Annotated in this window: 17 protein-coding genes; 9 read left to right on the forward strand and 8 right to left on the reverse strand. The window is 71.7% G+C overall.

Annotated features, from left to right (window positions below; all coding sequences use genetic code 11):
* Positions 1-22 precede the first annotated feature (22 nt).
* From ACFY9I_RS38085 to ACFY9I_RS38110, 6 genes are all read left to right on the forward strand, one after another.
* Entirely contained in the window at positions 23-964 is a 942-nt protein-coding gene (locus ACFY9I_RS38085; RefSeq protein WP_391010794.1) for an OB-fold domain-containing protein, read from the forward strand.
* The gene (locus ACFY9I_RS38090; RefSeq protein ID WP_391010796.1) at positions 961-2037 is read left to right on the forward strand and encodes a thiolase domain-containing protein; all 1077 of its coding nucleotides are present in this window, start codon (positions 961-963) and stop codon (positions 2035-2037) included. Before ACFY9I_RS38085 ends, ACFY9I_RS38090 begins: the two co-directional genes overlap by 4 nt.
* Positions 2034-3200, forward strand: a complete 1167-nt coding sequence (locus ACFY9I_RS38095; RefSeq protein WP_391010799.1) for a thiolase domain-containing protein — start codon at positions 2034-2036, stop codon at positions 3198-3200. Before ACFY9I_RS38090 ends, ACFY9I_RS38095 begins: the two co-directional genes overlap by 4 nt.
* Positions 3201-3282: 82 nt before the next feature.
* Positions 3283-3528, forward strand: coding sequence for a DUF397 domain-containing protein (locus ACFY9I_RS38100; RefSeq protein WP_338899985.1), 246 nt, complete (start codon positions 3283-3285; stop codon positions 3526-3528).
* 265 nt (positions 3529-3793) lie between these two features.
* The gene (locus ACFY9I_RS38105) at positions 3794-4393 is read left to right on the forward strand and encodes an ABATE domain-containing protein (RefSeq protein ID WP_391010802.1); all 600 of its coding nucleotides are present in this window, start codon (positions 3794-3796) and stop codon (positions 4391-4393) included.
* A gap of 75 nt (positions 4394-4468) precedes the next feature.
* Positions 4469-4966: a hypothetical protein gene (locus tag ACFY9I_RS38110; RefSeq protein WP_391010805.1), complete on the forward strand. Its 498-nt coding sequence runs from the start codon at positions 4469-4471 to the stop codon at positions 4964-4966.
* Positions 4967-5115: 149 nt separating this feature from the next.
* Here the strand turns inward: ACFY9I_RS38110 and ACFY9I_RS38115 are convergent, their stop codons facing one another.
* On the reverse strand, positions 5116-7086 hold the full coding sequence (locus tag ACFY9I_RS38115) for an N-acetylmuramoyl-L-alanine amidase (protein WP_391010808.1): 1971 nt from the start codon (positions 7084-7086) through the stop codon (positions 5116-5118).
* A gap of 237 nt (positions 7087-7323) precedes the next feature.
* Positions 7324-8466, reverse strand: coding sequence for a phosphotransferase (locus ACFY9I_RS38120; protein ID WP_391010811.1), 1143 nt, complete (start codon positions 8464-8466; stop codon positions 7324-7326).
* Positions 8467-8702: 236 nt separating this feature from the next.
* On the opposite strand from ACFY9I_RS38120, the gene ACFY9I_RS38125 reads away from it, so the two are divergent.
* On the forward strand, positions 8703-10199 hold the full coding sequence (locus ACFY9I_RS38125; protein WP_391010814.1) for a hypothetical protein: 1497 nt from the start codon (positions 8703-8705) through the stop codon (positions 10197-10199).
* 42 nt (positions 10200-10241) lie between these two features.
* Here ACFY9I_RS38125 and ACFY9I_RS38130 read toward each other — a convergent pair whose 3' ends face one another.
* Positions 10242-11672, reverse strand: a complete 1431-nt coding sequence (locus ACFY9I_RS38130) for a SpoIIE family protein phosphatase (protein ID WP_391010817.1) — start codon at positions 11670-11672, stop codon at positions 10242-10244.
* Positions 11673-12092: 420 nt separating this feature from the next.
* On the opposite strand from ACFY9I_RS38130, the gene ACFY9I_RS38135 reads away from it, so the two are divergent.
* Positions 12093-12506: an SsgA family sporulation/cell division regulator gene (locus ACFY9I_RS38135; RefSeq protein WP_391010820.1), complete on the forward strand. Its 414-nt coding sequence runs from the start codon at positions 12093-12095 to the stop codon at positions 12504-12506.
* A gap of 38 nt (positions 12507-12544) precedes the next feature.
* On the opposite strand, the gene ACFY9I_RS38140 is transcribed toward ACFY9I_RS38135, so the two are convergent.
* The 3 genes from ACFY9I_RS38140 to ACFY9I_RS38150 form a co-directional block, all read right to left on the reverse strand.
* Complete coding sequence (locus tag ACFY9I_RS38140; RefSeq protein ID WP_391010823.1) at positions 12545-13645, reverse strand: chemotaxis protein; 1101 nt, start codon at positions 13643-13645, stop codon at positions 12545-12547.
* 163 nt (positions 13646-13808) lie between these two features.
* Positions 13809-14339, reverse strand: a complete 531-nt coding sequence (locus tag ACFY9I_RS38145) for a DUF4232 domain-containing protein (RefSeq protein WP_391010826.1) — start codon at positions 14337-14339, stop codon at positions 13809-13811.
* Between the two features lie 123 nt (positions 14340-14462).
* Entirely contained in the window at positions 14463-16103 is a 1641-nt protein-coding gene (locus ACFY9I_RS38150) for an alpha/beta fold hydrolase (RefSeq protein ID WP_391010829.1), read from the reverse strand.
* Between the two features lie 328 nt (positions 16104-16431).
* Here ACFY9I_RS38150 and ACFY9I_RS38155 point away from each other — a divergent pair, with 328 nt between their 5' ends.
* On the forward strand, positions 16432-17280 hold the full coding sequence (locus ACFY9I_RS38155; protein WP_391010832.1) for a GNAT family N-acetyltransferase: 849 nt from the start codon (positions 16432-16434) through the stop codon (positions 17278-17280).
* On the opposite strand, the gene ACFY9I_RS38160 is transcribed toward ACFY9I_RS38155, so the two are convergent.
* Together ACFY9I_RS38160 and ACFY9I_RS38165 are read right to left on the reverse strand one after the other, a co-directional pair.
* Positions 17258-18391, reverse strand: a complete 1134-nt coding sequence (locus ACFY9I_RS38160) for an acyltransferase family protein (protein ID WP_391010835.1) — start codon at positions 18389-18391, stop codon at positions 17258-17260. The two genes, ACFY9I_RS38155 and ACFY9I_RS38160, sit on opposite strands and share 23 nt — an antisense overlap.
* Before the next feature lie 61 nt (positions 18392-18452).
* Positions 18453-18956, reverse strand: coding sequence for a deaminase (locus tag ACFY9I_RS38165; RefSeq protein WP_391010838.1), 504 nt, complete (start codon positions 18954-18956; stop codon positions 18453-18455).
* Between the last annotated feature and the right edge of the window lie 101 nt (positions 18957-19057).

Here is a 19057-nt window from a genome sequence, read left to right on the forward strand (position 1 = left end):
GATACGAAGGAGACAACCCACTGTGTCCGCGATACTCAAAGCCCCCCTCACCGTCGAGTTTCCCTTCACCCGGTCCGTCGGGCCCGTGCAGAGCGCGTTTCTCACCGGGCTGCGGGAACGCGTCGTCCTCGGTGTGCGGACCGGTGACGGCAGGGTTCTGGTCCCGCCTGTCGAGTACGACCCCGTCACCGCCGAGGAGATCCGCGAACTGGTCGAGGTCGCGCCGACCGGCACCGTGACCACCTGGGCCTGGAACCACCGGCCGCGCCGCGGGCAGCCCCTCGCCACCCCCTTCGCCTGGGTGCTGGTACGGCTCGACGGCGCCGACACGGCCCTGCTGCACGCCCTCGACGCCTCCGGCCCCGATGCCGTGCACACCGGCATGCGGGTCCGGGTCCGGTGGGCCGAGGAGCGCTCCGGTGCCATCACGGACATCGCCTGCTTCGAGCCGTACGACGGTGAACCGGGGGAACCCGCGGGCCACAGCGGCGAGTTCGAGGACGCGATCACCGGGATCGTCGCCCCCGCCCGCCTCGACTACACCTACTCACCCGGCCGCGCCCAGACCGGCTACATCAAGGCCCTCGGCGACCGCCGCACCGTCGGCGAACGGTGCCCGTCCTGCCGGAAGGTGTACGTCCCGCCCAGGGGCGCCTGTCCGACCTGCGGGGTGGCCACGGCCGAACAGGTGGAGGTGGGGCCCGGCGGGACGGTCACCACGTTCTGCATCGTCAACATCAAGGCGAGGAACCTCGACATCCAAGTCCCCTACGTCTACGCACACATCGCCCTCGACGGCGCCGGCCTCGCCCTGCACGGCCGGATCGCCGGCATCCCCTACGACCAGGTGCGCATGGGCCTGCGCGTCGAACCGGTGTGGACGGAAGGCGCCCGCTATCCGGACCACTACCGGCCCACCGGCGAACCCGACGCGGACTACGACACGTACAAGGAGCTGCTGTGACGCGCGAGGCACCCCGAGCCGCGGACGGACGTGACATCGCCGTCGTCGCGTTCGCCCAGACCGACCACCGCCGCACCAGCGACGAGTTCTCCGAGGTGGAGATGCTCATGCCGGTGCTGCACGAGGTCCTGGAGCGGACCGGGCTCAAGACCGCCGACATCGGGTTCACCTGCTCCGGTTCCAGCGACTACCTCGCCGGCCGCGCCTTCTCCTTCACCCTCGCCCTCGACGGCGTGGGCGCCTGGCCGCCGATCTCCGAGTCGCACGTCGAGATGGACGGGGCGTGGGCGCTCTACGAGGCCTGGGTGAAACTCCGGACCGGGGACGCGGACACCGCGCTCGTCTACTCGTACGGCAAGTCCTCGCCCGGCTCCGTGAGGGACGTCCTCACCCGGCAGCTCGACCCGTACTACCTGGCCCCGCTGTGGCCCGACTCCGTCGCCCTCGCCGCCCTCCAGGCCCAGGCGCTCATCGACGCGGGGACGACGGACGAGCCGGCACTGGCGGCCGTCGCGGCGCGCAGCCGTGCGGACGCCGCCGCCAACTCTCATGCCCAACTGCGGGGTTCGGTGCCGCAGGGCGAGTATCTCGTACGGCCCCTGCGCACCGGGGACTGTCCGCCGATCGGCGACGGCGCCGCCGCCGTGGTCCTCGCGGCGGGGGAGCGGGTCCGGGAACTGTGCGAGCGGCCCGCCTGGATCCGGGGCATCGACCACCGCATCGAGGCCCACGGCATCGGCGTACGCGATCTGACCGACTCGCCGTCCACCCGCCTCGCCGCCGAACGGGCCGGCGCGTTCGAACGGCCCGTGGACACGGCCGAGTTGCACGCGCCCTTCAGCTCCCAGGAGGTGATCCTGCGCGAGGTGCTCGGACTCGACGACAGCGTGAGCGTCAATCCGTCGGGCGGGGCCCTGGCCGCCAACCCGGTGATGGCCGCCGGACTCGTCCGGATCGGGGAGGCGGCCGCCCGTATCCACCGGGGCGAGTCCGATCGGGCACTGGCGCACGCCACTTCGGGCCCCTGTCTGCAACAGAACCTGGTCGCCGTACTCGAAGGGGATCCACGATGAGCAAGGAGCCCGTGGCCGTCGTAGGCGTCGGCCAGACCAAGCATGTGGCGGCGCGCCGGGACGTGTCGATCGCCGGACTGGTCCGCGAGGCCGCCCGACGGGCGCTCGACGACGCGGAGCTGACCTGGGCCGACATCGAGGCCGTGGTCATCGGCAAGGCGCCCGACTTCTTCGAGGGCGTCATGATGCCCGAGCTGTATCTCGCCGACGCGCTCGGCGCGGTGGGCAAGCCCATGATGCGGGTGCACACGGCGGGCTCGGTCGGCGGATCCACGGCCCTGGTCGCGTCGAGCCTCGTCGCGGCCCGCGTCCACGGCACCGTACTGACCCTCGCCTTCGAGAAGCAGTCCGAGTCGAACGCCATGTGGGGCCTGTCCCTGCCCATCCCGTTCCAGCAGCCGCTGCTGGCCGGCGCGGGCGGCTTCTTCGCCCCGCACGTCCGGGCGTACATGCGGCGCAGCGGCGCCCCCGACACCGTCGGCTCCCTGGTGGCCTACAAGAACCGCCGCAACGCGCTCAGGAACCCGTACGCCCATCTCCATGAGCACGACATCACCCTGGAGAAAGTCCAGGCGTCACCCATGCTGTGGGACCCGATCCGTTACTCGGAGACCTGCCCGTCCTCCGACGGGGCCGTCGCGATGGTGCTCACCGACCGGGCGGGCGCGGGCCGCGCGCCCCGGCCCGCCGCGTGGATGCACGGCGGCGCGATGCGCAGCGAACCGACGCTGTTCGCCGGCAAGGACAGCGTCTCTCCGCGTGCCGGGCGGGACTGCGCGGCCGACGTGTACCGGCAGGCGGGGATCGCGGACCCGCGCCGCGAGATCGACGCGGTGGAGATGTACGTGCCGTTCTCCTGGTACGAGCCGATGTGGCTGGAGAACCTCGGTTTCGCCGACGAGGGGGAGGGCTGGAAACTCACCGAGTCGGGCGTCACCGAACTGGACGGAGATCTTCCGGTCGACATGTCGGGCGGGGTGCTGTCCACCAATCCGATCGGCGCCTCCGGCATGATCCGTTTCGCGGAGGCGGCACTCCAGGTGCGGGGGTTGGCGGGAGAACACCAGGTCGAAGGTGCCCGCCGGGTGCTGGGGCACGCCTACGGCGGCGGATCGCAGTTCTTCTCGATGTGGCTCGTGGGCGCCGAGCCACCCACCTCCTGAACCTCCCCCTCGCGTGGCCTGTCGGCACTGGTGGTCGATCGCTAGTCTGGCGGGCGGACGACGAACCGGGAGGAGCACGGACGTGGCCGAGAGCACCATGGAGCAGCGATCGCTCGACGGCTGGCACAAGCCGGCGGAACTGGATCTCAGCAACGCGGACTGGCGGTCGAGCAGCCAGGGACGGGGAGATGTCCAGATCGCGTTTGTCGAGGGTTTCATCGCCATGCGCAACAGCGGCAGCCCCGAGAGCCCCTCGCTGATCTTCACCCCCGCCGAGTGGGGCGCCTTCGTGTCGGGGGCCCGGGAGGGTGAGTTCGACCTGACCTGAGGGATACATCGGGCGCACCCCTCCGTGGGGGCGGCATTGGCAAGGCCCAGGCGGGCGGCTACGGCGCCGGCTCTCCAGCCGCCGCGGCCGAGGCGGCCCGGCTTTCGGGGAGGAGCGGGCTTCGAGGAAGCCGGCGCCCGTCGATCACCCGCTGTCGGGTCTGCGGCCCATTGCCGAAGGCCGCCTCCAGCCCGCGACACAGGGCTGGGGCGAGAAAGCACGCCCACGAGCCGCTAATGGATGGGGTCGTGCCTATCATTAGTCCATGGAGTACTCGACCAGCGTGGACGCGCGGCTCGTCCTGGATCTCGTCCTGACCGTTCGCCACGACGGTGACGGCGGGATCGCCGACGACCTGGCCGACGCCGCGGGGCTCGCCGCCTGGGTGCGGGGGCACGCGGACGTCCTGCCCGGCGTCGGCTCCCTCGGCGACGAGGCCGGCCTCGTCGCCGTACGTGATCTGCGTGCGGCCGTCCGGACCCTCTTCGCCCACGCCGTCGGCCCCGGCGAACCAGGCCCGGCCGACGCCCCCCGGCTGCTGCCGGTCCCCGAGGCCCTGGCCCGTCTGAACGCCGCCGCCGCGCTTGCCCCGACCGTCCCGGTGCTCACCTGGGCCCCCGACACCGAACCGGTCGTGCGCCATGAACCCACCGCCGGCGAGGACGCGCTCACCGCCGCCCTCGCCCGTGCGGCCCTCGCCTTCCTCGCGAGCCCCGAACGGCGGCGGCTGCGCGCCTGCCACGCACCACGCTGTGTGCGCTACTTCCTCAAGGAGCACCCCCGCCAGGAGTGGTGCAAGCCGTCCTGCGGCAACCGCGCCCGCGTCGCCCGCCACCACGAGCGGCACAGGAAGATGGCGAGCTGACGCCCGGCCCGAAGAGCTCCCCGTCCCGAAGCTCCCTCGGCCCCGCCGTCGGACGACACGCCGTACCATTGCGGCATGTCCTTCCTCCGCCGCCGCAGCGCCACCCCCGCCGGGCCCGATTTCGACGTACTGGCCATGGACCCGGGCGACTGGCCGGGCAATCTCGGTGCCGGTCTGCTGCCCGCCCCAGACGGCAGCTGCCAGGGCGTCTTCCTGCGCTACGACCTCTACGGCGGCCGAGGCCCCGCGATGATCATCGGTAACCTCCCGGAGGGCTCCCCGGCCCGTGAGGTCTCCGACGGCGAGATCCCCTTCGAGGTGGCCCAGTTGCTGATCGCGCTGGAGAACGAGGAGGACATCACCGTCGTCGGCTCCGAGGACATCCCGGTGATGCAGGGCGACAACCTGCTGATCGTCCGCCGCCTCAAGCTCTCCGAGTCCCGGATCTCCTGCGTCCAGTTCGACCGCAGCGACAAGGTCCTGGTGACCATCGCCGCCTGGGACCGCCCCATCACGGACGACCTCTACGCGCTGCTCAAGCCGCTCCCGGCGGAACTGTTCCAGCAGGGCTGAGAGCACGCACACGACGCACGACGCTCGCAGGGGCCGAGGCCCGAAGAGGTCGAGGATCGAAGAGGTCGAGGATCGAGAAAGGGCCGGGTGTGGACCCGGCCCTTCTCCGCGCTCGGCCCTTCTCCGCGCTCTCCGGGGCCACCTGCCGCTCACCCGGCCGGCAGCACCCGCACATCAGCCGCCCGCACGAACGCCACCCGGTGGCCGAACTGGATCTCGTAGTACGCGTCCTTGCCGACCACGACCCGGTGCCCGCTCGTGTCGAAGGTGACGGCGTAGTAGTACTCGCTGGGCACCAGGCCCCCGGTGACGTACTTCTGCCCCTGGAGGAGCTTGTACGGCCATGGGGACACCGCCTGCGCGGGCACACCCGCCGGGTACGCAGACGCCTCCGGGTAGGCGCGGCCGTACACCGGGATGTCCGCCAGGCCCTCCCGGGGCGTCACGACCAGTCCGGCCGCGCCGACCGCTGTCGGCTCCGCCTTCGGGTTCTGGAACCAGGCCTTCTGCCCCAGGAACCAGATCGCCGTCCAGTCGCCCTGCCGCTCCGCCACCGCGTACTGCTGCCCGGTGGAGACCCGGGAACCGAGGTCGTTCACCCCGGTCGTCGAGCCGCTGCCGTCCGGCCGCAGCCCGATGTCCTTGACCAGCGGCGAGGTCACGTCGGGCCGGCTGTAGAGGCGTACGGCGCTGGATCCGTGCACCGCGCAGGTCGCGCCGCCGGAGCCGCAGCCGGTGAACACGGGCCGGTTGGTGGCGTAGTCCGGCAGGACGGTGACCATCGTGCTGTCGCTGCCGGCCGTCGCGCCGAGCGGCTTGCCCAGCAGCTCGAAGTAGTGCCGCCAGTCCCAGTACGGGCCCGGGTCGGTGTGCATCCCCGGGATCGTCGCCGTCGTCGGACCGGGCACGGTGTCATGGCCCAGGATGTGCTGCCGGTCCAGCGGAACGCCGTAGTTGTCGGCCAGGTACCGCACCAGCCGCGCCGACGACCGGTACATCGCCTCCGTGTACCAGGCGTCCGGCGAGGTGAGGAACCCCTCGTGCTCCAGACCGATCGAGCCCGCGTTGACGTACCAGTTGCCGGCGTGCCAGCCCACGTCCTTGTGCTTGATGTGCTGCGCGATGTGCCCGTCCGTGGAGCGCAGCGAGTAGTGCCACGACACGTACGTCGGGTCCTGGACCAGTTCGAGAGTCGTGTCCCAGTAGCCCTCGGTGTCATGGACGACGATGTACCGGATGGGCTGCGAGTTCGGCCGGTCGGCCAGGTCGTGGTTGCCGTAGTCGTTGTCGCCGAACTCCTGGTACGGCGCCGGGATCCACTCGCAGGACACCGTGGTCGGGCACTGGGCACCGGCGGCGGCCGTGCGCAGCCCGGCCCGCGCCAGCTGAGCGGTGTCGGGGGAGAGGTCCGGGTCGGCGGCCAGGGCTACCCGCTGGCCGGAGTCCGTGACACGTTCGGCGCCGGCGCGGATGACCGCGAACACGTCGTTCGCGTACGCCGCAGCCGTGGTCCGGTCGTCGGCGCCCGAGAAGCGCGCCACCGCCCCGTACCAGTGGGCCGGATCGGCGCTCGGCCGCGCGCCGAGCTGTCGCTGTGCGGCGGCGAGCAGCGCGGCACCGCCCGCCACGTTCGCCGCGGCGTCCGTGCGCAGCTTCCGCGCGGGCAGACCGGTCAGCTCGGCCGCCTGCGTCAACGTCCGCAGCCGGGCCGGGAGTTCGGTGGGTTCCGGCAGCTTCGCCTCGGGTGCCGGGAGCGGGCGGGACTCGTCGCCGCGTGGGTCCTCGTCGCCCTCGCTGTGGTGCGGGGCCTCGGCCAGGGCCGTGCGCGCGTCGGTGAGATGCATGGGCCCGTAGCCGCCGGTCACACTGGGCGCGCCGCCGTGCGCGTCCCAACGGGACTGCAGATACGAGACGCCGAGCAGAACACTGCGTGGTACGCCGTACTTCTCGGCCGCGGCGGTGAACGCGCCCTGCAGACCGGTGGGGGCCGAGGACCGGCTCTCCGGCGGGGCCGCCCCCAGCAGGGGCAGGAGCAGGACGGCGGGAGCGACCGAGAGCGCCGCTCTACGGGCACGTCTGGGACGCGGGGTGGGCCTGCGGTCGGTGGGGGATCCTCGCAAGGCTGCCTCCTCTGACGGTGGGGCGTTGGCGGGGCGGCAGACCTGGGGCTCCTCCAGCCGGGCCAAGCCGAGCCTGGGGGAGGGCGTCCGTGCTGTCGGTCGGCCGACGATCCGTCAATCATGCCCCCAGGAGACCGCTTCCCCGGTGATTGCCGGACGCATCGGGCCACCCCGGGGCATGACGAAGGTCCGCGGCGCCGCCCCTTGCGCAGGCGTACCGCGGACCTCCGTATCCCCTCAGCGAGTGCCGACCGCCGCCCGCACGGCCTTGCGCGCAAGCTGGCAGTCGTCGTGCAGCCGCCTGAGCAGCAACCGCTGTTCCTCGCCGGACGGCGCGGCAGCCGGGTGGGCCGGGCCCGGTGCCGCCGGGCCCGCGTCGCGCATCGAACGCTGCACGGCCGTCTCGTAGGTACGGATCTCACGGGTGAGTACGAGCATCAGGTTGACCAGGAAGGCGTCGCGCGAGGCCGGGCCCGCCGACTGCGCCAGCTGACTGATCTGACGGCGCGCCACGGGGGCGTCCCCGAGGACCGCCCACAGTGTGGCCAGGTCGTATCCCGGCAGGTACCACCCCGCGTGTTCCCAGTCCACCAGCACTGGACCGGCCGGTGAGAGCAGGATGTTCGACAGCAGGGCGTCACCGTGACAGAACTGGCCCATGCCCTGACGGCCCGCCGCGTGCGCGATGCCGTGCAGCAGCTTCTGCAGATCGCCCATGTCCCGGTCGGTGAGCAGCCCCAGCTCATGGAAGCGGGAGATCCGTTCCGCGTAGTCCAGCGGGGCGTCGAACGTCCCCGCCGGTGGCCGCCACGCGTTCAGCCGGCAGATCGCGCCGAGCGCCGTCCGGATGTCGGCGCGCGGTGGCGCTTCCACCGGGTGCCGTTGCAGGGCGGCCACCCTGCCCGGCATCCGCTCGATGACGAGGGTGCAGTTGTCCGGGTCCGCCGCGATCAGCCTCGGCGCCCGCACCGGCGGGCGGTGCCGGACGAACGAGCGGTAAGCGGCTATTTCGTGCCTGAGCCGCTCCTCCCAGATGGAGGAATGATCCAGTAAGCACTTGGCGACGGCCGTGCTGCGCCCTGTCGTACCGACGAGCAGCACCGAGCGGCCGCTGCGGCGCAGCACCTGGACCGGAGCGAACTCCGGACAGATGCGGTGCACCGAGGCGATCGCCGTGCGCAGCTGCACGCCTTGAGGGCCGGACAAGTCGAGTCTCCCGCTGAGCGGTTGGGTGCCGAGCCCCGGAACGCGCCGGGTCCGGCCGCCACCGAGCACCGGGGTCGCCGTACGCGTGGGGTCGAGGTAGGGGCCGCCGCTGCCCGGCTGGCGGGGGTGCAACGACCGGGGAGGAGCGGACACGGAGGACGATGCTGCGTACATGGGGGAAGACAGATCCCTTCGTGTGCCGGCGATGTCACGCGCCGCCCGCCCCGGCCGTCCGGGGGACACCCTGGGGAGTGCCCGTCGGGGCGACCGGGTCGGGGTGGCGCTTTCCTACCTGACACCGGATGGCCCGTGGCACACCATCTAGCGCACCCTGGCGAAGCCTGGCGAATAGTCCCCCAGCAACTGACAGCGGGCTACATTCAACTCAGCCGAGAACCTGGGGGCTTGACGTGAGCGGACAACCCAACACCCGACTCTCAGACCTGTTCGGCCTCGCCGGCTGGTCGAAGGGAGAGCTCGCGAGGATGGTCAACCGGCAGGCGGCGGCCATGGGCCACCCCCAGCTGGCGACCGACACCTCACGGGTGCGGCGGTGGATCGACATGGGAGAGATCCCGCGCGATCCGGTGCCACGGGTGCTGGCGGCGCTGTTCACCGAGCGTCTCGGCCGTGTCGTGACCATCGGGGACCTCGGTCTGGTCCGGCACGGGCGTACGGGGAAACGGCAGGGCGGCGGGAATGTGGAACATCCCGACGGTGTGCCGTGGGCGCCCGAACGGACTGCGGCGGTCCTCACCGAATTCACGGGAATGGACCTCATGCTCAACCGACGCGGCTTGGTGGGTGCGGGCGTCGCGCTCACCGCGGGACCCGCACTCAGCAGCGCCATGCACGACTGGCTGCACACCGACCCGGCCCTCGCGGCCGACGCCCCCGACCTCGACCACCCCCTGCACGCCGACCCCGCCGGGTTCGACCGTTACGAGGCCGCCCCCATCGGGTCGCAGGAGATCGAGGAACTGGAGCGCTCGGTCGAGGTGTTCCGGGCCTGGGACGCGGCCCGCGGCGGCGGACTGCAACGCAAGGCTGTCGTGGGACAGCTCAACGAGGTGGGAGGCATGCTCTCCTACCGCCACCCCGAACATCTCCAGCGACGCCTGTGGGGCGTCGCCGCCAACCTCGCCGTCCTGGCCGGCTGGATGTCGCACGACGTCGGCCTCGAACCCACCGCTCAGAAGTACTTCATCATCGCCGCCCACGCCGCCCGGGAGGGCGGCGACCGGCCCCGCGCCGGCGAGGCCCTCTCCCGGGCGGCCCGACAACTGGTGCACCTCGGCAAGCCCGACGAGGCGCTCGACCTCATGAAGCTCGCCCAGTCCGGCTCCGGCGAGCAGGTCCTGCCCCGCACCAAGGCCATGCTCCACACGGTCGAGGCCTGGGCGCAGGCGTCCCTGGGCAAGGGCCAGGCCATGCGCCGGACCCTGGGCCAGGCCGAGGACCTGTTCGTCTCCGACCGGGGGGATGTGCCGCCGCCCAGTTGGATGCAGATGTTCAAGGAGGAGGACCTCTACGGCATGCAGGCGCTGGCCTACCGCACACTCGCGGAGCACGACCCGGCCGCGGCCAAACAGGCCCAGCACTACGCGGAGAAGGCCCTCGAACTACGTGTCGACGGCCGGCAGCGCTCGAAGATCTTCGATTTCCTGTCCATGGCCTCGGCCTGCTTCATCGCCGACGACCCGGAACAGGCCTCCAACTACGCCCGGCTCGCACTGGCGGCGATGGGCTCCAACTCGTCCCACCGCACCTGGGATCGGCTGCGCCAGATGTACCGGCTCACCGGGCAGTACTCCAGCTATCCGAAGATCCAGGACCTGCGGGAGGAGATCAAACTCGCCCTGCCCAAGACCCAGTCGAAGAACAAGGGCGACATCGCCCCGGTGTGAACACCTGGGGGCCGCCCTCAGGACCGACCCTGGCGACGAGCCTCAGGAACTGACCCTGGCGACGAGCACACAGGCGTCGTCCGCGCGCTCGGTCTCGCCGAACTCCTCCACCACTGTCCGCACACATTCCTGGGCCGTACGCGCCGCACCGAACCGTGGGGCCAGGTCCAACAGCCGCTGGACGGCTGCCTCTCCGTCCCGCCGGGGGACCAGTCCGTCGGTGTGCAGGAGCAGCAGATCGCCCTGTTCGAGGGACACTTCGGCCTGCCCGTAGACGGCACCCGAGGTCGCACCGAGCAGGACACCGTCCGGCGGTGTCAACACGCGCCCCGTCCCGTCGCGGAACAGCAGCGGGGCGGGGTGCCCCGCCTGTGCCCAGACGAGGGTGCGGGTCGATGGTCGGTAGCGGCAGCACACCGCGCTGCCCAGCGCCGGTTGCACGGTGGCGTCCAGTAACTGGTTCAGGCAGGCCATCAGCCGGCCGGGCTCGGTGCCGGCCACCGCCATGCCGCGCAGCGCGCCGATCAGCATCGCCATGCCCGAGGTGACGGTGACGCCGTGGCCGGTGAGGTCGCCCACGCTCAACAGACTGTCACCGCCCGGCAGTTCGAGGGCGTCGTACCAGTCGCCGCCGATCAGGGCGCTGGTCGAGCAGGGCAGGTAGTGGGCCGCCAGGTCCAGGCACGCAGGGCCCTGCTGCGGGAGCCGCAGGGAGCCGCGCCACGGTGGCAGCACGGCCTCCTGCAGCTCGACCGCGAGCCGGTGCTCGGCCTGCGCGATGTGCCGTTGGCGGTGCAGCGAGTCACGGGTCTGGCTCACCGCACGCTGGCTGCGCCGCAGTTCGCTGACGTCCCGCAGCACGGCCCACATCGAAGCCGTACCGCCGTCGTCGTCGAGCACGGGCTCGCCCATCATGTGCACGGTGCGCACCGCGCCGTCGGGGAGCACGATCCGGAACTCTCCGTCGATGCGTTTGGCGTCGATCAGACAGTCCGTGACCATCGCCGTGAGCTTCGGCCGGTCCTCGTCGAGCACCAGCGACGGCAGTTCGTCGAGGGTGAGCGGCGGGGCGGTGGGGTCGCGGCCGAGGATCTGGTACAGCTCCCCAGACCAGCTCGCCTCGTCCGTCAGAAGGTTCCACTCGGCGCTGCCGACCCGGCTGAGCAGCGATTCACACCGGGGCGCCGGGGGCGGCGCGACCGGGGTGTCGGCAGTGGCCTCAGGGGCGGGCGGCGGTACCGGGCCGTCCCGTAGCTGGGCCAAGTGATCGTCCAGATCATGGAGTTGCCGTAGCGCCAGGTCATAGAGGGCGCGCTGCCAGCGGCCCTCGGGGTCCGCTGTGTCGGCGTGCGCGTCGCGCCGTACGGCGTCCATGTCGCCCCGCAGCCGCCGCGTCTGCGAGATGAGCGCGTCGACCGTGCCGCGTCGTGGCGGCTGGGCGGCGGGACGATCCGCAGAGAGGTGGGACGGCATCACGTACTCCGATGGGGGACGGTACGACCAACGCTGACGTAAGGGCCGATTACGACTGTTGCACAGCCCGCGACGCGCTGTAAGGGATTTGGCAAGACACGATACGGTGGTGCTTCTGGCATATGCCACCGTCCTTGCGGGTGGGCTTCTCCGTGGCAAGTCCGTGCCCGCCCGAGGGTGTCAAGTCGTAGTGATCGTACGTGACTTGACGGGCGGTCGGGCCTCTTCACCTGTCTGTCATTCCCGTGTTCGAAGGGCATATGTGCGAGCCCTCTCGATTGTGTGGATCGTGACATGGGTCACAGCGATGAATCCATGAAGCCGCGTCATGCGAAAGCCCTCCGCGAGGTCGAGAAGGCATGTCGGCGCACCGGCCGGCCCGCACCGCAGGAAGAGCTTCACCCGAAACGGAGACCGTTCATGACCGTCACGCTGGAACAGCCCGCCCGCGCCCTCCTCGTCACCGACGAGGACCGGGAGATCCCGGTGCCCGCGAGCCTGCGCTATTCCTCCGACGACCCGCTGGCCGTGCACCTCGACTTCCCGGCCGACATCTCGCTCAGCGGTGACAGGGTGACGTGGACCTTCTCCCGCGACCTGCTGGAAGGAGGGGTGATGGCTCCCGCCGGCACCGGTGACGTGCACATCTGGCCCTGCGGCCGCTTCCGCACGGTGGTGGAGCTGCACTCCCCGTACGGCGTGGCGCTGCTCCGGTTCGAGAAGGCGGCACTCCAGCGGTTCCTGCTGCGCAGCTATGCCGTCGTGGCCGCCGGCCGGGAGGAAATGGGCCCGGCGGTCGACCGTGGCCTGGCGTCCCTCCTCGGCGGTGTCTGACACCGCCGAGGAGGGCCTCGGTGCGGGCGGGCCGGGGTTCAGTACCGCAGGACGCCCGCGATGCCCCGGGCCTCGCCGAGCGTGCCGTCGGGGACGAAGCGGACCTCGGCGCCGGTGTCCAGGCACCGCTCGACGATCTCGTCCACGATGTCCTCGCGGACATCGAGGTCGCCGCTGTCCGCCGGGACGAGATGACCGCCGTCGCTGTCGGCCCGGACGGTCGCCCGGTAGTTCTCCTCCACGGCCAGGAGTTGGATGCGCCCCTGCTGGGCGTTCTGCCGGACCTCGTCCACCCCGGCCGCGAACGCCTTGCGTCCACGGGCCGCCTCCAGTCGTCTGGCCACGGTGTCGACGTTCCTTCGGTCCTCGTCGGCGACCACGGGGCGCACCGCCTGCCACACCGCGTCGGGAGTGCCGTGCGCGAGCCCGCCGTGCGGGACGTGGGTGGCGTCCTTGGTGACGGTGCCGATCTCGTCGAGCAGGGACAGCGCCGCCGTCTCCCCGGTGACGTACAGCGGCCGGGGGCGCGTGCTCAGTACACGGGCGAGGGCCGTGTCGGCCTCGCGCAGGAAGTGGCGGGTGTCCTCGTCCCGGAAGGCGGACGGCAGGTCGCCGGTCCGCTCCTGCCGCTCGGCGTCGAAGTTGTCGCGGTCCCTGGTCAGCGGGAAGCCGCCGAGCCGTGCCTCGGTGACACGGTCGCCGCCGCCGTTCCACAGCGTGACCCGGTCCGAGGAGACCGACAGCACCCAGAACGACCGCTCGGCCACCTGTGCGGCCACCAGGTTCCGTGTGAGGAAGGTGTCCGAGAGCACCACGCGCTCCGGCACGGGGCGGGCCAGTGACCAGACCTGGTGCTCACCGGGCGCGGCGAAGATCACCAGGCCGTCCTCGGCGTGCGTCAGGTCCACCTCGGCCACAGCCTGGTCGAGCTGCTCGGCGACGTCGGTGCGCCGTTCCCGCGTCACCGCGGGGTCGTGCTCCAGCCGCTTCTTCGCCTCGGCGACGACATTGCGCAGCCGGACGGGATCCTGGGCGTTCTCGGGTTCCCGGCGGTGTGTCGGCGTCAGCACCGACACCGCGGGATAGGGCCGCGGACGGCGCAGTTCGGTGAGGGTCGCGGGACTGAGGGCATGCTCCATGACTTCACGATAGGACTGATTCCCGTACCGGGCATTTGGGGTAACCAGGGCCGTCGGTGCGTCCGCCCGACGTCCGCGGGCGGACAAGGGCCGAGCCCGTCGGCGCGCCCCGGTGGCGGTGCGCGACGACGGGCTCCTCAGTGCTGTGCGCCTGCCGCCGGAGTCAGCCGACTTCCTTCTTCAGCGCCTTGTCGGCGGCGGCCTTGGACGGCTTCCACCAGGTCGTCACCGGCTCCCAGACCTTCACCTTCTTCGTCGCGCCCAACTGCTTCACCGTGAACGTACGGCCGTTGAGGTTGGGGTTGGCCGACACGGTGATCGTGCCGACGCGGCGCGCCTGCGGGTCCTTCAGGTCGGCGATCGTGCGGACCGCCGCGTACACCGTCTTCCCCGCGCCGACCTTGTACGGCCCGCTCTCGCCCGAGGGGACCGGCAGGGCCGAGCCGTCGAGGTCACCGAACGTGACGACGGGCAGACGGTCGATCGTGCAGGTACGGGTGCCGGTGTTCTTGACGGAGATGTGCACGATCCTCGCGTCCTTCGCCTGCTTGGCCCCCAGCTTCAGGACCTTCGCCTTGCAGACCGGAGTCTTCGCGGCCGGCTGGGCGGCCATGCCCTGCGGGGCGCCCGCGAGGAGCAGCGCGGCGCCGGCGGTGGCCGCGGTCGAGAGCGTGAGGACGGAACGAATACGCATCGGTGGAATCCCCCTGTTTTGGTTATGTACGGGTACGGCACGCCCAAAGTGACGCACACCCAGTGTGACGTGCGAGATGCGCGCGGGGTTGTACCCAACACGTCCGTGTTACAGGCCCGTTGCTCATTCGTCGGCCACGCATGAACTTCCGTCGTCCGGCAGTGACCCGAAGAGCAGGAAGTCGTCGACCTTCTCGTGCACACACTTCGAAGACCCGTAGCCGGTGTGCCCCTTGCCCTTGTGGTCGAGGACGACCGCCGGGGATCCGAGGCGCTTCGCCGTCTCCACGGTCCAGCGATAGGGGGTGGCCGGGTCGCCCCGGGTGCCCACGAGCAGCATTTTCGGGGTGTCGACGTCCCGCACCTCCTCGCGGACGAAGTCGGTGCCCGCGGGGCGGCCGTAGCACATCAGTACCTGGGTGAGCCGGTACCGGCCGAAGACCGGGGACGCGTCCTCGTACTCGGCGCGCAGGTCGTCCAGGTCGTCGGTGATGTGCTCGGCGGTGGGCCGGTCGGGGTCGTCGGCGCAGTTGATCGCCATGAGCGCGGCGGGGGAGTTGTCCAGCGGGACGTCCTCGGCGTCGACGAGGCCGGCGTCCGGGGTCGGGCTGGCGGACGGGCCGGGATCCACGGGCTCGTGCGGGCGGGCCGGAGCCGCGGACCGGCGCGGGCCGCTCGGCGGCGGGGCGAAACCGCCACCCGTGAGCGCCACGACGCCCCGGGTGTCGCCGTCGTGGACGAGCATGTTGAGCGCCTGGGTGAGCGCCGGCCACATCTGCTCGCTGTAGAGGGCGTGACTGATGGCTCCCACCAGGTCCTGCCCGGAGAACTCCTGCCCGAGGTCCGTCGGCACGGGGTACTCGTCCAGTGACTCGACCAGCGCGACGACCTGCTCACGGGCCGAGCGTGCGTCCTCCCCGAACGGGCATGTCAGCTCCTCCTCGGTGCACGCCTCCAGATAGTCCTCCAGCGCCCGCTGCTGCCCCTCGGCGCCCACCAGCCCCTGCTCGGTCAGCGGCTCGGTGAGGGAGTCCACCCCGTCGAGGACCATCCGGCCCACCTTTTTCGGGAACTGTGCCGCGTACACCGCGCCCAGCCGCGTCCCGTAGGAGAAACCGAGGTAGTTGAGCTTCTTGTCACCGAGGGCGGCGCGCATCACGTCCAGGTCGCGGGAGGCGTTGAGGGTGCCGATGTGCGGCAGCACCGGGCCGGAGTGCTTCGCGCAGGTGTCGGCGGCCCGCCGCAGGCGCTCGAGCGCGGCCCGCGGGTTGTCCACGTCGTCGCTGCCGGTCGCCTCCAGCGCCTCGTCGGTGCCCTCGCCGCAACTGACGGGGGAGGAGCGGCCGACTCCGCGGGGATCGAAGGAGACCAGGTCGTAGCCGTCGGTCAGATCCATGTAGTTCTCGCCCCCGTAGGCGAGTTCGGGCACGCCCGGGAGGCCGGGGCCGCCGAGGTTGAGCAGCAGCGAACCGCGTGAGTCGCCCGTGGCGCGGTAGCGGGCCATCGCGAGGTCGAGGGTGCCCGCCTCGGGGCGGGCGTAGTCCAGCGGCACGGTGACCTTGCCGCACCGCAGGTCCTTGGGCACCTCCATGCCCTCGCACGTCGACCACTTGATCTTCTGCTGGTAGAAACGGGTCAGGTCGGGCTGCTTGTCGTCCTTGTCGGCGCCGGCGCCCGCCACCGTGGCTGGCAGGCCGGCCCCCAGCAGGGTCAGTGCCGCCACCGCGGCTCCGGCGAGTGGGCGCCGTCTGTGCGTGGACCGCATGCGTGCCTCCAGGGACGCCCGGCCAGGGCGGCCGGGGACAACCCCCGGATCACGATAGGCGGGCCCCCGCGGCCACGCCTCCCGGCGAGCGGGACACACGGAAGTGCCGTAGCTTGCGCCGCGCCGATGCCGCACGGTCGACCGCGGCCCGTCGCCCGTACGTGTGAACCGGCTCGTGGAACAGGCCGGTCGCCCGGCGGAATCGGCCGTCTCCGACCTCGCGGACGCGCTCGGCTCTCGGCGAGGATGCCGCGGGGGAGACGGCCGACCACCGCATCCGCGGCCGCACGCCGGCTGCGCCCCGCGACCAAAGCGAAGGAGCGCTCGGATGACCTTTTCCGGCCGACGGGACCTCGACGTCACCAGGGCCACGCCTGACGACTGGGCCGTGGTCGCCCGATGGGCGGGGAAGGAGGGCTGGAACCCCGGGCTCTCGGACCCGGCGTGCTTCTTCGCACAGGACCCCGAGGGCTTCTTCATCGGCCGAGTCGACGGGGAACCGGTCTCCTCCGTCTCCGTCGTCACCTACGGCGACGCCTACGCCTTCCTCGGTTTCTACCTCGTACGGCCCGATCTGCGCGGCCACGGCCACGGCCTCGCCACCTGGCGGACCGCCCTCGTCCACGCGGGCAGCCGCACGGTCGGCCTCGACGGCGTGGTCGCCCAGCAGGACAACTACCGGCAGTCCGGTTTCCAGCCCGCCCACCGCACCTTCCGTTACACGGGCGTCGTCCCCGAGGCGGCCGTGCCCGCCGATGTCCGGCCCGTCGAGGACGCCCGGTCCGTGGCGGCGTACGACGACGCCTGCCACCCCGCCGACCGCCCCCGGTTCCTGGAGCGGTGGCTGACCGCCGACGGCCACCGGGCCCTCGCGAGGGTCGTCGACGGGCGGCTCACCGGCTACGGCGTCATCCGGCCCGGCCGGGACGCCCTGCGGATCGGTCCGCTGTTCGCCGACACCGCCGCGGACGCCCGAGCTCTCCTGACCGGACTGGCCGCCGAGGCGGCGGGCCGCGAGCTGGCGATCGACGTACCCGAGCCGAACGCGGCCGCCGTGGCACTGGTCGAGGAGTACGGCCTGACGCCGTCCTTCGAGACGGCCCGGATGTACACGGGGCCGATCCGGCCGTACGCCGAGGAGCGCGTCTTCGGGGTCACGACCCTGGAGCTCGGCTAGGGCCCTTCTGCTGGGTCTCCGTGGTGGACGGAGCGGCGTCGCGCTGTCTGAACGCCCACTCCATGCGCGGCTCGACGACACAGCGGAGCACGGCCCGCACGGGGGAGGTGCACAGCAGGGTGATGCCGCCGACCGCCAGGGCCGTGACCGTGAGCTCCCCCAGCGGGGTGTGCAGCCACTCGACCGCGTACCACTCCCGGAAACGCGCCCACTTGATCACGAAGCCGTGCAGCAGATAGCCGTACATGGTCCCCGCGCCCAGCGCCGTGAACCACAGGTGTCGGCGCGGCACCCAGGCCAGGAAGCAGGCCGTCAGCAGCACCGCCAGGACGAACAGGGCGGGCGTGGTCAACAGGCCCGCCCAGCGGGACACGCCCTGGCCGGTGACGCTGCCCCGGTGGTAGAACCAGCCCGCGTCGAACCACGGCGCCACCAGGTACGCGGCCAGGAGCGCCCCCAGCCCGACCGGGAGCAGACCCAGGCGTACGCGGCGGGTGCGCAGCCGGTCGAAGTGGTCGGCCCGCAGGGTCAGCCCCAGCACGAAGAACGGCAGAAAGCCCAGGACCCGCTGGATGGAGACGTCGCCGCCGAGATCAGGCGAGACCGCCGCCAACATCGCCAGACCCAACGCGACCGGCAGCGGGTGACGCAGCATCAGCCACAGCGGAGTGGTCAGCCGCCAGATGAAGAGCGCGACCAGGAACCACATCACGTACCAGGGGTCCAGCAGACTCAGCGGATAGCCCGGGTCGTCCTGCGCCCACCGGTAGAACAGCGTGTACGCCGTCTCGAACACGACGTAGGGCAGGGCCACCCCCGTCAGCAGCCGCTTGAGCCGGCCGGGTGCCATGTCGAAGCTGCGCGAGAAGTAGCCCGAGATCAGCGCGAAGGCCGGCATGTGGAAGGCGTAGACGGTGAGATACGCCGCCGTCGCGGCCCGGCTGCCGTACGTCAACGGCTCCCACGCGTGCCCGCACGCCACCAGGACGATGGTGAGGTACTTCGCGTTGTCGAAGTACGGATCCCGCGAGGTCCGCTTCGGTCGCGGCTTCTCCCGGTCGGGTGGGGCCGCTGGGCCGGGGCGGGGGTGCTGCACCACGTCTTCGGGCATGGGTGAAAGATCTCCGGACAACGACGACGGAACCTGGACCGCCTGCCCCGTCCCGCTGTTCTCAGTCGTCGTCGACGGCATCGCCGGCGGTTTTGGCGTGGAACCGACGGTGCAGGGCGTGCACCTCCCCGACCAGCTCCGGCACGGGGCCCTCGACCGTCACCCCGGGCGCGATCTCCCGCACGGGCAGCGTGCGCACCGGCGGTGCGGGAACACCCAACTCGCCCAACCAGAGCGCGAGTTGTTCGGACGACGCGACGTACACGATACGGCCGAGGCCCACCCAGGCGTGGGCGGCCGCGCACATCGGACAGTGCTCGCCCGAGGTGTACACGGTCGCGGCGGCGCGCTCCTCGGAGGTGAGGCGGGCCGCTGACCAGCGGGCCAGTTCGAACTCCGGGTGCCGGGTGCGGTCGCCTCCCGCCACCCGGTTGTGGTCCTCGGCCAGCACCGTGCCGTCACCGCCGACCAGCACCGAACCGAACGGCTCGTCGCCGGCCTGAAGCGCCTCGGCCGCGAGCTCCACACAGCGTCGTAGGTACACCAGTTCGGTCTTGTCCACCATGGTCGTATGCACCCTCCTCGGGGATCGATCGGCCGCGTTCAGCGGGCCGCACCTTACGTCGTCCGCCCGGTGAGCTGCCCTCCACCGCGTGAGAGCCGCAT

This window comes from Streptomyces sp. NPDC012510, assembly GCF_042955065.1.
In the GTDB taxonomy this organism is placed as follows: Bacteria; Actinomycetota; Actinomycetes; order Streptomycetales; family Streptomycetaceae; genus Streptomyces.

Coding starts and splice junctions, on each gene's coding strand:
- ACFY9I_RS38095 (WP_391010799.1), top strand. CDS start 2,034: ATGAGCAAGGAGCCCGTGGCCGTCGTAGGCGTCGGCCAGACCAAGCAT.
- ACFY9I_RS38105 (WP_391010802.1), top strand. CDS start 3,794: ATGGAGTACTCGACCAGCGTGGACGCGCGGCTCGTCCTGGATCTCGTC.
- ACFY9I_RS38110 (WP_391010805.1), top strand. CDS start 4,469: ATGTCCTTCCTCCGCCGCCGCAGCGCCACCCCCGCCGGGCCCGATTTC.
- ACFY9I_RS38120 (WP_391010811.1), bottom strand. CDS start 8,466: ATGTACGCAGCATCGTCCTCCGTGTCCGCTCCTCCCCGGTCGTTGCAC.
- ACFY9I_RS38130 (WP_391010817.1), bottom strand. CDS start 11,672: ATGCCGTCCCACCTCTCTGCGGATCGTCCCGCCGCCCAGCCGCCACGA.
- ACFY9I_RS38135 (WP_391010820.1), top strand. CDS start 12,093: ATGACCGTCACGCTGGAACAGCCCGCCCGCGCCCTCCTCGTCACCGAC.
- ACFY9I_RS38140 (WP_391010823.1), bottom strand. CDS start 13,645: ATGGAGCATGCCCTCAGTCCCGCGACCCTCACCGAACTGCGCCGTCCG.
- ACFY9I_RS38145 (WP_391010826.1), bottom strand. CDS start 14,339: ATGCGTATTCGTTCCGTCCTCACGCTCTCGACCGCGGCCACCGCCGGC.
- ACFY9I_RS38150 (WP_391010829.1), bottom strand. CDS start 16,103: ATGCGGTCCACGCACAGACGGCGCCCACTCGCCGGAGCCGCGGTGGCG.
- ACFY9I_RS38155 (WP_391010832.1), top strand. CDS start 16,432: ATGACCTTTTCCGGCCGACGGGACCTCGACGTCACCAGGGCCACGCCT.
- ACFY9I_RS38160 (WP_391010835.1), bottom strand. CDS start 18,391: ATGCCCGAAGACGTGGTGCAGCACCCCCGCCCCGGCCCAGCGGCCCCA.
- ACFY9I_RS38165 (WP_391010838.1), bottom strand. CDS start 18,956: ATGGTGGACAAGACCGAACTGGTGTACCTACGACGCTGTGTGGAGCTC.